The sequence below is a fragment of the Peribacillus sp. SIMBA_075 genome, from assembly GCF_046534585.1.
This window is the reverse complement of sequence record NZ_JAWRYN010000071.1, coordinates 1-14,089: the sequence shown is the minus strand read 5'-3', so window position 1 is coordinate 14,089 and position 14,089 is coordinate 1. Positions and strand designations below refer to the sequence as shown.

The window sequence follows — 14,089 nt, the reverse complement described above, 5'->3', positions numbered from 1 at the left end:
ACTGAACCGCCGTATACCGAACGGTACGTACGGTGGTGTGAGAGGTCGGAGGCTAGGCGCCTCCTCCTACTCGATTTGTGTGAGCAAGAAGGTTGAACTCAGAATAAAGGGAATGTGCTTTGGACAAAATGAGTGAAACGAAAAAGGAATGAGGTTCGGTGCTATGGCTTCTTTTTTCAAACAAAAAAGACAAATGAAACAAAATGAAAAGAAAAAGGAAGATGGAGGTCAATCCAAAAGTAAAACACCTGATTATATTGAAAATTCCATTTCGACTAATCTGGAAATCGTGAAGAAAAAGACGGGAAACAGTCCGGACATTATTATCCGAACGTTGAAAATAGGTCAAAACCCGGAAATAAAATCGACTATTTTGTATGTTCAGGGTCTGATTGATAATCCAAGCGTTACGGATTTTTTAATTGAATCTATCATGAAAAACCCTCATCTATCAGAAAAAATACTTCCACAAGAAGCATTGGATGTAATCTCTGAAGACGTGATTTCCCTCGGTGGTGTAGAAACCGTCAAGGAATGGGAAAAATTATTTTTGTCATTATTATCAGGGGATAGCATCATTTTTGTTGATGGTATAAACATAGCCTTGGTTGCCAGTACAAAAGGGGGAGAACGGCGCTCAATTCAGGAACCAAGCACGCATTTGACTGTCAGGGGATCGAGAGAAGGGTTCACGGAATCGAATGGAACGAACATCGCCATGTTACGCCGCATCATCAATACCCCGGATTTATGGATAGAGTCGATGAAAATAGGCACCGTGACAAAAACCGATGTTTCCATCATGTATATAAATGGGATTGCCAAGGAAGGGATCGTCGAAGAGGTCAAGAAGCGCTTAAACCGAATTAACATCGATAGCATTCTTGAATCAGGATATATTGAGCAATTGATAGAAGACCAGGTCATGACGCCATTCCCAACCCTTAATCATACAGAACGGCCGGATATGGTCGCAGGGAACCTACTGGAAGGAAGAGTGGCCATATTCGTTAATGGAACGCCTTTTGTCTTGGTGGCACCGGCCTTATTCGTCCAGTTTTTCCAATCTGTCGAAGATTACTATAATCGCTTCGATATTGCTTCAGCCACACGCTTTTTACGGATCATCGTTTTTATAATCTCTATAATCGGGCCTGCTGTCTATGTTGCAGCCACGACCTTTCATCAGGAAATGATCCCAACGAAGTTGCTGGTCATCGTTGCGGCCCAAAGGGAAACGGTTCCATTGCCGGCCGTCATTGAAGCGCTTCTCATGGAAATAACTTTTGAAATATTAAGGGAAGCAAGCCTTCGGATGCCAAAGGCTGTCGGTTCGACCATGTCCATTGTAGGGGCATTGGTGATTGGGCAGGCTGCAGTCCAGGCCGGCATCGTATCGCCGGCAATGGTGATCATCGTTTCGATCACGGCGATTGCCAGTTTTGCTACCCCATCTTATTCAATAGCCATTTCAGCCCGTATAGTGCGTTTCGGATTTATCATTTGTGCCGGTGTTTTAGGTTTTTATGGGATGATTTTAGCCTTTATAGCCCTTATTGTCCATTTATGCAGCCTTCGTTCAATTGGAGTCCCTTATATGACGCCGCTGGCCCCTCTGGATCTGGAAGGGTTAGGCGACACATTCTTCAGAAGGCCGATGTGGGCCTTTAAAGAGCGGCCAAAATTATTAACCAACAAAAATAATCTGATAAGGGAAGGCGATAATCAAAGACCTCTGCCTCCTGAATCGCGTGGAATGAAAACTACTGACCAGAAAAAAGGTGAAGGCAATGAATCGTAAACGATCGGTCCTGCTTTTGATGTTAATCTGCACTACATTCACCTCCGGCTGTTGGGATAAAAAAGAATTAAACGAAATGGCCATCGTTTCGGCAATTGGAGTCGATAAAAATAAAGATGGGAAATTAGTGGCAACGTTTCAAATTATTAATCCAAGCAATGTTGCGGGAGCTCTCCAAGGGGGCGGCGGAACAAATCCACCCATCTCGATTTATAGGGCCAGTGGAGATAATATACTGGAAATGGATAGTGTTGCTTCAACCAAAATTTCAAGGGATATGTATTTTGCCCATGCAAACCTGATTGTCATAAGTGAGGAAATAGCAAAAGAAGAGGGCATCAACGCGATTTTTGATGCCTTTGAACGTTCCCCGGAATTTAGGGCGACTACGAGGATCGTGATTGCCCGTGGTGTAAAAGCTAGGAATATAGTCGAAACGCTGACGGCAATCGATAAAGTAACAGCTGAAAAAATCATCAGGACAATTGAATCTACGGAAAAACAGCATGGCGGAAGTATCAATATCAATCTTCAAGAAGTGATCAAGGATCTTGTAAGTACAGGAAAAGAACCGATAATAAGTGGTTTTACCGTGAGCGGTCAAAAAGATAAAGAGGACAAAATGGAGAATACCCAGTCTTCAGATATTAAGGCCAACCCTAGAGCAGCTGGCATAGGTGTTTTTAAAGAAGGAAAATTGGTTGACTGGCTGGATGGTGATAAGGCAATCGGATCAATGTGGGTATTGGATAGGATTGAAAGTACCAATCTAAACATGGATTGGAAGGGTAAAAAAGACGCAATCACCTATCAGGTGATTCGCCAAAAAACCAATGTTTCCGTAAAAGTGGAAAATGGTAAACCTAAGGTATTTATAAAGGTCCGTGCAGAAGGAGATATTCGCGAAGCGGATGTTCCCTTGAATCTAAGTAGTCCGCACGTCCTGATTGATATTGAAAAGAAGTTAGCCAAGAACTTGAAGAAGGAGATGGAAGATGCGATCGTACGGGCCCAAAAAAATAAATCCGATATTTTTGGATTTGGTGAAATCATGCATGAATCCCATCCAAAAGTATGGAAAAAGTTAGAAAAGGATTGGGACGATGATACTTTTCCTAAGCTGGAGGCGCAGGTACAGGTAGAGACTTTCATTCGCCGTACAGGATTACGTAATAAGCCATATCTTTCAAATATTAAAAAGGGTGATCAATAATGGGAAGGAAGTGGCATCCTCGTGGAAAAGGCAAAAATTAGCGGCTATCAGCTGTTCGTCCTTATTTTCCTGTTTGAAATGGGCAGTGCTCTATTGGTTCCTCTTGCAGGAAATGCTAAACAGGGTGCTTGGCTAGTCATTCTTATTGCGATGATAGGCGGTTTTTTATTATTTTTCGTTTATTATAGTCTTTTTCGATACTACCCTGATCAGCTGTTAACTGATTTTGTAAGAAATATACTGGGGAACTTCTTAGGAAGGATAGTAGCCTTTTTATACATTCTTTATTTCGTCTATCTCGCTGCAAGGGTGTTGAGGGATTTCGGGGAGACACTGCTTACTTTTGCCTATCCTCACGTTCCATTATTTTTTGCTAATGCAACATTCATTTTAGTAGTGGTATTTACTGTTCGTAAAGGGATAGAGGTAATGGCAAGGACGGGTGAAATATTTTTTGTCTTGGAGAATTTACTTTTCTTGACATTCATTTTTCTGATAGTCGTTTCAGGCATGATCCATTTAAACAACTTAAAGCCCGTTTTCGAAATCGGTGGGGCGGAGATGATGAGAATGGCCTTTACTGAAACCATATACTTTCCATTTGGCGAAATTATAGTCTTTTTGATGATTTTTCCTTATTTGAACGAACCTCAGCAACTGAAAAAAATTGGGATCAGGGGTTTGGTTACAGGCGGTATTTTTCTCGCGTTTACAATGGCTATGAACGTAGCAGTACTTGGAGTGGATCTTACAACCCGTTCGCAATATCCTCTGCTTACACTCATTCAGTCCATTGAAATCGCTGGTTTTCTCGAACGTCTCGATGTTTATTTTTTATTGAAGCTGATGATTGGCGGGGTCATCAAGTTAAGCATATTTACCTATGCAGCGTTAACGGGTACGGCGAATGTTTTCAATGTTAAACAGCCTTCCAGACTTGCTTATCCGATCGGCTTTGTCATTTTAATGATTTCCATTGTAATTGCAAGCAGCTATTCGGAACATATCCAAGAAGGATTCGACGCCGTTCCGATCTATATCCACCTCCCATTTCAAGTGATCATCCCAATGATTCTATTGATCATTGCCTTTTTTAAGAATCGAAAAAGAAGCAAGTCCAGCACCAAAATAAGTTCCTAAAAGGGGAATAGATGAAAAATGAAAATCTTCGGTATTACGGTTTTGCTGCTGATTCCATTAGTGGCCTTTTCTTTAGGTATGGATTTTCTTTTAGGATTTGATTTGGATAATTCAATGAAGCATGCCTTGAACCCTTTTTTGGTGAAAGACCCGGCTGAACTGATCCTATTTCTTGTTCTCCTTGTGTACTTATTGTTCAGCTTCATTTATCGAAAAAAAAAGAAAGGCAACAAAGTCAAAGGGCAACAATAAAGTTGCAATTCCTGTTGCTGAACTAAAGATAGACTCCGTCATTCAAGTATTGATTTGAATGAAGGGGTTTGTCTTTTTGCTTTTTTGCAACCTCGTATACCGGTTTCATAGTATGATGATTAAATGAGCTTTATTTTTCAGCGGAATGTAAAATCAATAAACAAAAAAACCTCAGGGGGAGGACGGCAATTTGGATATCAAGTTGAATCAAAAAATCATAAAAGACATGTGCGGGGCCGTCTCCTTCAAAAGAGGGGAAGCTTTTCATCGTGCCAATAAAGTGACATTTCAAAGTTATCGTCCTGATGGTTGTGAAGCGGCGGTTAAAGGGATGGAAGATTTCCATGTCTCGATCGAAGTGGATTCTGTCGGTGGTTTTCAGACTACATGCAGTTGTCCTTCGCTAGCTTCTTACCAAAGGGATTGTCAGCATATTGCAGCCGTACTGCTGTCGGTTTGCTATCATCAGCGAGAGGGAACGATCCCTGATGGCCTAAATGTACCTGGTTCTGATATTTCAGCCAATAAGAAGTTGTCTGAGGGCTTGCTGACCCTATTCAATAATCAGCCTGTACGCAAAAGCGGTCAGCAGCTCCACTTTGAAAATAGGCAATTGCTTGATGCAGAGTTTACGTGTAAACCTGTAAGGATAGTTACTGGACAATATATGTTAGGAATGGAAATGAAAATCGGTTCTTTCAATTTATTGAATGTCCGGGATTTCCTGAAACGGGTAAAGGAAGGAAAAATATTCCAATTGACCCTTTCATTTTTATATGACCCTGAACTGCATTGTTTTCATAAGGAAACGGATGCAGTGCTTCAGGAGCTTATTACAGTAATATCGGATGAAAAGGTTTATGTTGATGCCCTTACGGACAAATTTGAATATACAATGGACGATCACTTATTACTTCTGCCTCCATCTTCCTTTCAAAGACTTGTCCCAATCCTTGGCAGGGCGCCATTGGTGAAGCTTGCATATGGAGGCCATACATTTGATGGTCTTCGTTTATCCGGCGAATCGCTTCCTTTACAGTTTGATTTTACCCAAAGCGAGGGCGAAGATTATCAGCTGAATATAAAAGGTTTGAATGAGATGATCGTGATGAATGCATACAAAACGGTCCTATTTGAAGGGAATTTGGTTCAGCTCGAAAAAGAGGATTGCAAACGCCTTTCAGAATTGAAGCAAATGCTCGAGGATTCGGGAATGAATCGGATTCCAATCCATCATGACCAACTGGAATTATTCCTGGACAAAGTGGTACCGGGTTTGAAAAGGCTCGGTGAAGTCCATATAGCAAGGTCCATCACCGAACTGTTTTTGAAGACGCCGCTGGTTGCTAAGCTATACTTGGATCGAGTGAAAAACAGGCTTCTTGCTGGGCTGGAATTCCACTATGAAAATATCGTGATCAACCCATTGGAAAAACAGGAATCCAAGGCGGTCGCCATGCTTATAAGGGATTTGGATAAGGAGGCTGAGATACTAAAGCTTATGAAGGAAAGCCTGTTTGCCGAGACGGACGGCGGCTATTTCTTACATAATGAAGAGCTGGAGTATGAGTTTTTATACCACATCGTTCCAAAACTTCAAAAGCTGGTACAAATCTATGCCACGACAGCTGTCAGAAACCGGATTTCCCGTGGGAATGCTGCACCCCGCATTAGGATCAAAATCAAAAAAGAACGGACTGATTGGCTCGAATTCAAATTTGAAATGGATGCGATCCCCGATAAACATATACGTGAGGTCTTAGCAGCGCTTGAAGAGAAAAGGAAGTACTATCGTTTAAGAAATGGATCGCTGCTTTCCCTTGAAACAAGGGAGTTCGAGGAAATCAATCGGTTTCTGAATGCACTTCCCGTACAAAATGAAGACCTGGAAAACAGTCTGAACATGCCAATCGTAAAAGGGCTGCAACTCCTTGATTCCGTTAATGACAGCCAGACATTCACATTAGAGGAATCATTCCGTCAGTTTTTGGATAACATCAGGAATCCGAGTGCCTTGGAGTTCGCGGTGCCAAATAGTCTTGGGCCGATTTTGCGCGATTATCAAAAGAACGGCTACAAATGGATGAAAATACTTGCCCAATACGGATTTGGCGGGATTCTGGCTGATGATATGGGACTGGGAAAAACACTGCAAAGCATCACGTTCATTTTATCGGAGCTGCCTGAAATCCGTAAGAAAAGGGTTCCTGCGCTTATTGTCTGCCCTTCATCATTAACCTACAATTGGCTGAGCGAATTCACTAAATTCGCCCCTGATATACAAGCCGTCGTCGTGGATGGCCACAAAAAGGAAAGGTCGAAGCTGTTTAAGGAAGTAATGGACGTGGATGTAGTGATCACCTCTTATCCATTGCTCCGGAAGGATATCACGTGGTTTGAAAAAGAGGACTTCCATACGGTGTTTTTCGATGAGGCACAGGCCTTTAAGAACCCAGGAACACAAACGGCACGAGCGGCCAAGAAAATAAAAGCGGCACACCGCTTCGCGTTAACGGGTACACCCATCGAGAATTCACTAGAAGAACTTTGGTCCCTTTTCCATGTGGTATTCCCTGAGCTATTCATGGGGTTAAAGGAGTATAGTAACCTCTCAAGGAAACAGATTTCCCGGAGAATCCGGCCATTTTTGCTGCGGAGAATGAAAGAGGATGTGCTTGCGGAACTCCCGGAAAAAGTCGAATCGCTGGAATCGATGGAACTGCTTCCAGATCAGAAGAAACTGTACGGCGCCTATCTGGCGAAGCTGCGGCATGATACGCTGAAACACTTGGACAAGGACACCCTCAGGAAAAATCGGATCAGGATCCTCGCTGGCTTGACCCGGCTTCGGCAAATATGCTGTCACCCCGCCTTGTTTGTGGACGGTTATAAAGGCAGCTCGGCAAAATATGAGCAACTGATGCAAATTCTCGAGGAATCGAAGCATTCTGGAAGACGGGTGCTGATTTTCTCGCAATTTACAAAAATGCTTCAAATCATCGGCAGGGATTTGGCTATTAAAGGACAGGCCTTTTTCTACTTGGATGGACAAACTCCATCAAAGGAACGTGTGGAAATCTGCAATCGGTTTAATGCAGGAGAACGGGATGTATTCCTCATTTCATTGAAAGCGGGCGGTACGGGCCTCAATCTGACGGGTGCCGATACAGTCATTCTATATGACCTTTGGTGGAATCCAGCAGTGGAAGAACAAGCCGCGGACCGTGCCCATCGAATGGGGCAGAAGAATGTGGTTCAGGTCATCAAACTTGTTGCCCGTGGCACAATTGAAGAAAAAATGAATGAACTGCAAGAGAAAAAGAGACACCTTATTGAAGAAATCATCGACCCTGGGGAAAAATCATCATCTGCACTTACAGAAGAGGATATCAGGGAAATCCTGATGATATAAGAAGAGGGATACGGTTACGCAGACAAGTAGAGCTGAGGGGAACCATAGTTATTAATTTATGAATTGAATAGTTTAGTTATGGAGCATTTCTTCGTAATGAGGAATGCTTTTTTATATTTTTTAAAAATGGAAAGGATATTTAGGTAACAATAATAATATAATAAAAAACAACAATATTTTATTGTAATACGATAAAAGGTGTGCTAAATTCAAATGGACAAAAAATTAATGAGGTGCTTTTTATGAAACAAGTGTCAACGATCTTTTTAAAGATAGCTGTTATTCTTATTGGAATGCCGATTCTTGCTTTGTGCATCTTTTTGGTGCCTGGGATAGCGAAGTTTGCAGCAGAATTGTATCCGGATATGGCTTATTTGAAATATCTCGTTTTAATCGATTTGTATGCCTCTGCGATACCATTTTACTTTGCTCTATATCAAGCTTTTAAACTTTTAAGCTTTATTGACAAGAACAAAGCTTTCTCGGAATTATCCGTAAGAGCTTTAAAAAAGATAAAATACTGTGCAATCACAATCAGTAGCTTGTATGTGGCAGGCATGCCGCTCTTTTATCTCATGGCGGAAATGGACGACGCCCCAGGTATCATATTAATCGGATTGGTCGTCATTTTTGCTTCAATGGTGATTGCAGTCTTTGCTGCTGTTCTTCAAAGGCTTTTACAAGAAGCCATCGATATAAAATCAGAAAATGACTTAATAGTCTGAGGTGGAAAACATGGCAATTATAATCAATATTGATGTGATGCTCGCTAAAAGGAAAATGAGTGTTACAGAACTTTCTGAGAGGGTTGGAATAACGATGGCTAACCTTTCCATATTGAAAAACGGTAAGGCAAAAGCGATTCGACTATCCACTTTAGAGTCGATTTGTAAGGCTTTGGAATGTCAGCCCGGAGATATTTTAGAATACCGAAATGATGAAGACACCCAAGGTTAAAAAGTGGAAGAAAGGGGAGTTACTCATGAATTTAACCATTAAAAAAGTGGAGGCACCAATCATGAGAGCACTGAAACAACTCGTTCGTTTTGGTTGGGAGCAAGCCCTGTCATGTTTGTTTCCTGCCGTTATTTTTGCTTCTTTGGCCATTACAAAATTCATTCCGCTTCCCTTCCTGCCACGGTATGACTGGCTGCTCATCATCTGCCTTCTGATGCAGTGGTGGATGGTGCGTTCTAGGCTTGAAACAAGGGATGAGCTAAAGGTTATCACAATGTTCCACCTTATTGGACTTGCACTTGAACTTTTCAAGGTACATATGGGCTCCTGGACTTATCCAGAGGAAGGATATTTCAAAATTTTTGGAGTGCCTCTTTATAGCGGATTCATGTACGCAAGTGTAGCGAGTTATCTTTGCCAGGCGTGGAGGAGGTTAAAGGTCGAACTGGTCAAGTGGCCACCATATTTGGTCGTTGTACCTCTTGCTGCTGCTATTTATTTAAATTTTTTCACACACCATTATTGGATTGATGTTCGTTGGTGGTTATCCGGACTTGTTATCATCGTCTTTTGGCGATCATTGGTCATATACGAGGTTGGTGGAACTCGTTATCGTATGCCAATCGCACTTTCATTTGTGCTCATCGGATTTTTTATATGGATAGCTGAAAATATCGCAACATTCTTTGGAGCTTGGGAGTATCCAAACCAAACCGATGCATGGAGTCTCGTTCATCTAGGAAAGGTAAGCTCATGGCTCTTATTAGTGATTGTTAGCTTCCTTATAGTAGCGACGCTAAAACAGGTTAAGGGGAAAGATTCCACTAAGATGGATGCAAGTCAATTTTTATAAAATGCACGTGAAAAATTCTTCTTAATTCAAGTTAGATAAAAAGACGGCACATAAAATATATGTGCCGTCTTTGATTTTCTAAGCTTTTATAAAGAATTGTAGTGTATATTCCTTCTTCTCTTTTGGAATTTCTACGAAAAATCGCCTTCATTCATTCCTATGAAACAAGTTTTAATCCCACTGCTGCACCAAGGACCATGGCTATAAAAACGATCCTTCTCCAATCTTTGGATTCTCCATATAAGAGCATCCCGATTATCGCTCCTCCTGATGCGCCAATCCCTGTCCAGATAGCATAAGCTGTCCCCATCGGCAAGGTTTGCATGGCGTAAGCAAGAAATAGAAAACTTGCTCCAAATCCGATGAATAACAGCAGCAAGGATTGCCAATTCCGGTCTTTATGCAATTTATTTATCATCGCAACCCCAAACATTTCAAATAGCCCTGCTAAGATTAAAGAGACCCAAGCCATTAAGATTCATCCCCTTTCTCAGCCTTATCATCAGTCACTAGCTTCAAGCCGATCACCCCTGATAATAAGAGGAGGATCAATAGCATTTTGCTCAGCTTGAAGGATTCTCCAAAGAAAATGATTTCGGAAAAAACGGTCCCCGCGGTCCCCATACCGACAAAAACGGCATATACCGTTCCGACAGGAAGCTTCCTGCCAGCCATAATCATCAAATAAAAACTGACGATGATCGAAATGACCGTTCCAGACCAAGTCCAAAAGTCATCTGCATGTTTTAAGCCAATCACCCAAAATACTTCAAAAAAAGCTGCAATGAATACTTTAATCCAGTTTGTGCCCATGAAATATCGCACCTCCGATTTTATTCTTTACCAAAAAAACAAAAAAAGCCCAAGAGATAACCGTTAAACGGTTTCTCCCAGGCTTTTATCCTTCCGTGACACAGCATGCTGTGAGTTTTCTCTCGGACCAGACCAGCAATAAGACCCACTGTGGAACCCTAGAAAACCTTTGACATATACAATTACCTTTCATTATACATACTTTTTGAACTTACTCAAGGTAAAAGTTTTGTTTGCCCCGTATCGATTGCAGCCTGGATATCACATATAAAAAAATGCCCTTCATCTTTCTGATAAGGAAAAAGGGAAATGTTTTGGAGTGAAAAGAAAAAGCGATGTTAAAGAAACTTTGATGTTGGGTTCTCCTTTATTCTTATATAATTTTTGTTGGATATTTATGTTAAAATGGATTTTGAATTTAAAAAGGGGACTTAATAATGAAAAAGATTTGTAGTCAGTGCCAAACTGAAATGATAGATGATTGCCATGTAAATGTTCAAGGAGGAATGTATGGAATTATGATTAGTCAAAAGAAAGGACTTTTTAATAGAGTTTCTGCAAAGCCTAAAGCATCTGTTTGTCCAAATTGTGGTTATGTAGCTTTCTATATTGATGAGTATAAAGAATTTAAGAAGTAAAATATATACAACTGACCGGTGTTTAAGAGCTTTGGAGGTACATTTCCATTTTGATAGGTTCTATACATAGATACAGTAAGAAATTAGAAAGGACGGTATAAGGTCATTTGTGAGCTTTCCGCTACTCCTTTTTGATAAATAATCTCCTTGTGTATTCCTATAAAAAGACAAAAAAAGCCCCGAAATCATATTCGGGGCTTTTTTGACTTGCTATTTAAGCACTCACGGTCCGTTTCCGGGATGAACCTTCTTTTTTATGTGACACATAGCTATGAAGGATCATTCCTATGATAACTATAAAGATGCCGAACCACGATAACGGAGAAGGTATCGGTAACGATAGGAATAGTAATTCGCCAGCTAAGGCAAAAAGCACCTCCATTGATTGAGTAGCTTCAACTGAAGCTAATTTCTGCATATTTCCACTTACCAAATCAGTCGCTTTGAAAAAAAGGACCGTGGCAATGACACCAGAAAATAGTGCTACCAAAAGGGATTGAAAACTCTGCATCTTCGTCGGAGCCCCTACTGTAAAGAAACCGTACAATGAAAGCAGAAACCAGAAAGGCAGACTCGCCAACGTCATTCCTAATACACGTTGATAAGCATCCAAACGTCCTTCGGATACTTCCATCATTTTGCGATTTCCCAAAGGGTATGCAAATGAGGCGATGACGATGGGGATGACTCCCAACCAGAGATTGGCCATTGAAATGTGCCTGGTGTGTTCGAGTTGCATCAGGATGATTCCAAGCAGAATGATCATGGACATGAGGAGGCCTTTCACAGAAACCTTTCCTCTTTGCCTTTCGAGACCATCCTTCGTTTGGACATTTTCAAAAAACAGCGGCGCAAGTAATGCACCCGAAATGATCGTGATTTGCCAAGTGCCGGCGATTAGCCAGCCAGGTGAGTAGGCGGATGCAAAGCATAAAGGAGCATAGAACAACCCAAATCCTACAAAACTCCAAAGCAGCCAAGGTCCCGGCCGTTCTCTCATCACCCGTAAAAGGGGGCGCAGGTTTTTTCTGCTTAATACGATATACAGCAGAAAAGGCACCATAAAGATATAACGAAGTGAAGCACTCCATATCCAACTTCCACCAGACAACTCCATGGATTGATTTAAAACAAACGTGAATGCAAAAAAGAAAGCAGAACAAATACCTAATATAATCGGACGCAATTGACTCACCTCAATCTATTTTATGAGCCAGTAATTAGCCAAGACTCTTTAAGTGCGGCAATCGTTTCGGCTTGCTTCTTACTATAAAAGACTTTAAAACACTCTTATCAGAAGCATCACGTTCCACTGCATCAAAGGCAGAAGAAAAAAAATTCGGAATATTAAAATCTATCCATTTAAATTGTCCTTCAAATGCAAAAGAAAATCAACAGGATTCTTTTAGACTAGTGATATTCCTTCTCCATCATTCGACATGGAATGAAAGGAGTGGTTGTTAAAAATAAAATGGGAACGTTGGCAGTTGAACTGTAAAATTAGTAATATATACCATCATAATAACAGGAAATGGCGGCATGACGGGCTTTATGAAGGGTTTACTAAAATTGAATGTAAAAATGTTATAAAGGCAGATAATATACGAAGATACGAGAATTGACGAATATGGTAGGGAGTGGTATCTTAATAGAAGTGCAAATAATGTCGAATGGTGACGAAATATATAGAATCCCCATTTGAAAGAAAAATAGTGAGGTAAATTAAATGAAATCTACAGGTATAGTACGTAAAGTTGACGAATTAGGACGGGTAGTCATTCCAATTGAATTACGCCGTACATTAGGAATTAATGAGAAAGATGCTTTGGAGATCTACGTAGAACAAGAGCGCATAATCCTTCAAAAATATAAACCAAACATGACTTGTCAAGTAACAGGTGATGTTTCCGATGACAATATGAAACTTGCTGACGGTAAATTAATACTTAGCGCTGAAGGTGCTGAACTTCTTATTAAAGAAATTCAAGCCAGCCTGGAAACCGCTAAATAATTAGTTTTCTAGATAATAGCATTAAAGTGTAGTGAAAAGAAAATTTTCCCTACACTTTTTTATATTAAATGGTGAAATGATAAAAATAATTCGATTCACGAACGAAACCAATTTTCTCGTAAAGCTTTTGTGCATTTACATTATCCTTACCTGTCTCGAGTAAAACCCCCTTGGCGCCTGTTTCCCGTGCGAAAGTGATGGCCCCCTTCAATAACTCCTCGCCAAATCCTTTTTTGCGGGCGGACTCTTTCACGTATAAATCGTTCAATACCCATGACCGCACCATACTTACAGAAGAAAAGGAAGGGTATAATTGAACAAAACCAACAGGATTTCCTTCTTCAAATGCCATAAAAACCACAGACTCTCCATTCGTCAGTCTTTCTCTTAAAAACTCCCTTGCACGATCAGGATCGGATGTTTGCTCATAAAACACTCTGTATAAATCAAAAAGTTCTGTCAGAGATTCAAGCTCAAGTATTGTCGCTTTCTGAATGCTCATATTTGGAAACCCCCATTGCTAGAATACTCTTAATTTACCATTTTTTTATGCCTTATAATATATATTCCACGAAAAAATGAATAGTTCCCAGCTCAAAATTCAGGAACCAAAAAGGCACCAACCAAATTTTTTGTGACTAAGAGGGCTTTTAAACACAAGATGAGCAGCAAAATCATGAGAAAAGAGCGTTTACTCGTGAAATAATTGGATTTCCTCGTGAAATTAGGTCATTTACTCGTGAAATTGGATCAAATACTCGTGAAATTAGGTCGTTTACTCGTGAAATTGGATCAAATACTCGTGAAATTAGGTCGTTTACTCGTGAAATTGGATCAAATACTCGTGAATTGATCTTTACTCGTGAAATTGGATCATTTACTCTGAATTTGATCTTTACTCGCCTGAATGAGCAGCAAACTAATGAGAAAAGAGCGTTTACTCGTGAATTTGGATCAAATACTCGTGAAATTAGGTCGTTTACTCGTGAATTTAGTGGA

15 protein-coding genes and 1 riboswitch are annotated in these 14,089 nt (G+C 40.6%); of the genes, 11 read left to right on the top strand and 4 right to left on the bottom strand.

Annotated elements, in window-relative coordinates; genetic code table 11:
• Positions 1-163 precede the first annotated feature (163 nt).
• The 8 genes from SB775_RS26370 to SB775_RS26335 all read left to right on the top strand — a co-directional run bounded on the left by SB775_RS26370 (position 164) and on the right by SB775_RS26335 (position 9,628).
• Positions 164-1,801 (top strand): spore germination protein, encoded by a 1,638-nt coding sequence (locus SB775_RS26370; RefSeq protein ID WP_410864073.1) that lies wholly within the window; start codon positions 164-166, stop codon positions 1,799-1,801.
• A complete protein-coding gene (locus SB775_RS26365) occupies positions 1,791-3,014 on the top strand; it encodes a Ger(x)C family spore germination protein (RefSeq protein WP_410864072.1) in 1,224 nt (407 codons plus the stop codon). Before SB775_RS26370 ends, SB775_RS26365 begins: the two co-directional genes overlap by 11 nt.
• A 21-nt stretch (positions 3,015-3,035) precedes the next feature.
• A complete protein-coding gene (locus SB775_RS26360; RefSeq protein ID WP_410864071.1) occupies positions 3,036-4,154 on the top strand; it encodes a GerAB/ArcD/ProY family transporter in 1,119 nt (372 codons plus the stop codon).
• 18 nt (positions 4,155-4,172) lie between these two features.
• A complete protein-coding gene (locus SB775_RS26355) occupies positions 4,173-4,406 on the top strand; it encodes a YczF family membrane protein (protein WP_410864069.1) in 234 nt (77 codons plus the stop codon).
• 190 nt (positions 4,407-4,596) lie between these two features.
• Positions 4,597-7,818: a DEAD/DEAH box helicase gene (locus SB775_RS26350; protein WP_410864068.1), complete on the top strand. Its 3,222-nt coding sequence runs from the start codon at positions 4,597-4,599 to the stop codon at positions 7,816-7,818.
• A gap of 242 nt (positions 7,819-8,060) precedes the next feature.
• Positions 8,061-8,543, top strand: coding sequence for a DUF2975 domain-containing protein (locus SB775_RS26345; RefSeq protein WP_089364903.1), 483 nt, complete (start codon positions 8,061-8,063; stop codon positions 8,541-8,543).
• A gap of 10 nt (positions 8,544-8,553) precedes the next feature.
• A complete protein-coding gene (locus SB775_RS26340; protein ID WP_061464508.1) occupies positions 8,554-8,775 on the top strand; it encodes a helix-turn-helix domain-containing protein in 222 nt (73 codons plus the stop codon).
• Positions 8,776-8,836: 61 nt separating this feature from the next.
• The gene (locus SB775_RS26335) at positions 8,837-9,628 is read left to right on the top strand and encodes a DUF817 domain-containing protein (protein WP_410864075.1); all 792 of its coding nucleotides are present in this window, start codon (positions 8,837-8,839) and stop codon (positions 9,626-9,628) included.
• A gap of 157 nt (positions 9,629-9,785) precedes the next feature.
• On the opposite strand, the gene SB775_RS26330 is transcribed toward SB775_RS26335, so the two are convergent.
• Together SB775_RS26330 and SB775_RS26325 are read right to left on the bottom strand one after the other, a co-directional pair.
• Positions 9,786-10,100 carry a DMT family transporter gene (locus SB775_RS26330; protein WP_061464506.1) on the bottom strand — a complete coding sequence of 105 codons (315 nt, stop codon included), beginning with the start codon at positions 10,098-10,100 and terminating at the stop codon, positions 9,786-9,788.
• Entirely contained in the window at positions 10,100-10,441 is a 342-nt protein-coding gene (locus SB775_RS26325) for a DMT family transporter (RefSeq protein ID WP_410864066.1), read from the bottom strand. Before SB775_RS26325 ends, SB775_RS26330 begins: the two co-directional genes overlap by 1 nt.
• Positions 10,442-10,513: 72 nt before the next feature.
• A riboswitch (guanidine-I (ykkC/yxkD leader) is annotated at positions 10,514-10,614 on the bottom strand.
• 264 nt (positions 10,615-10,878) lie between these two features.
• On the opposite strand from SB775_RS26325, the gene SB775_RS26320 reads away from it, so the two are divergent.
• Entirely contained in the window at positions 10,879-11,079 is a 201-nt protein-coding gene (locus SB775_RS26320) for a nucleic acid-binding protein (protein ID WP_284469938.1), read from the top strand.
• A 214-nt stretch (positions 11,080-11,293) separates the two neighbouring features.
• Here the strand turns inward: SB775_RS26320 and SB775_RS26315 are convergent, their stop codons facing one another.
• On the bottom strand, positions 11,294-12,265 hold the full coding sequence (locus SB775_RS26315) for a DMT family transporter (protein WP_410864064.1): 972 nt from the start codon (positions 12,263-12,265) through the stop codon (positions 11,294-11,296).
• Positions 12,266-12,805: 540 nt separating this feature from the next.
• On the opposite strand from SB775_RS26315, the gene abrB reads away from it, so the two are divergent.
• Positions 12,806-13,090 (top strand): transition state genes transcriptional regulator AbrB, encoded by a 285-nt coding sequence (abrB, locus tag SB775_RS26310; protein WP_061464502.1) that lies wholly within the window; start codon positions 12,806-12,808, stop codon positions 13,088-13,090.
• Positions 13,091-13,154: 64 nt separating this feature from the next.
• Here abrB and SB775_RS26305 read toward each other — a convergent pair whose 3' ends face one another.
• Positions 13,155-13,592, bottom strand: coding sequence for a GNAT family N-acetyltransferase (locus SB775_RS26305; protein WP_089364751.1), 438 nt, complete (start codon positions 13,590-13,592; stop codon positions 13,155-13,157).
• A gap of 216 nt (positions 13,593-13,808) precedes the next feature.
• Here SB775_RS26305 and SB775_RS26300 point away from each other — a divergent pair, with 216 nt between their 5' ends.
• A complete protein-coding gene (locus tag SB775_RS26300) occupies positions 13,809-13,943 on the top strand; it encodes a hypothetical protein (RefSeq protein WP_410864062.1) in 135 nt (44 codons plus the stop codon).
• The last annotated feature ends 146 nt before the right edge of the window (positions 13,944-14,089 follow it).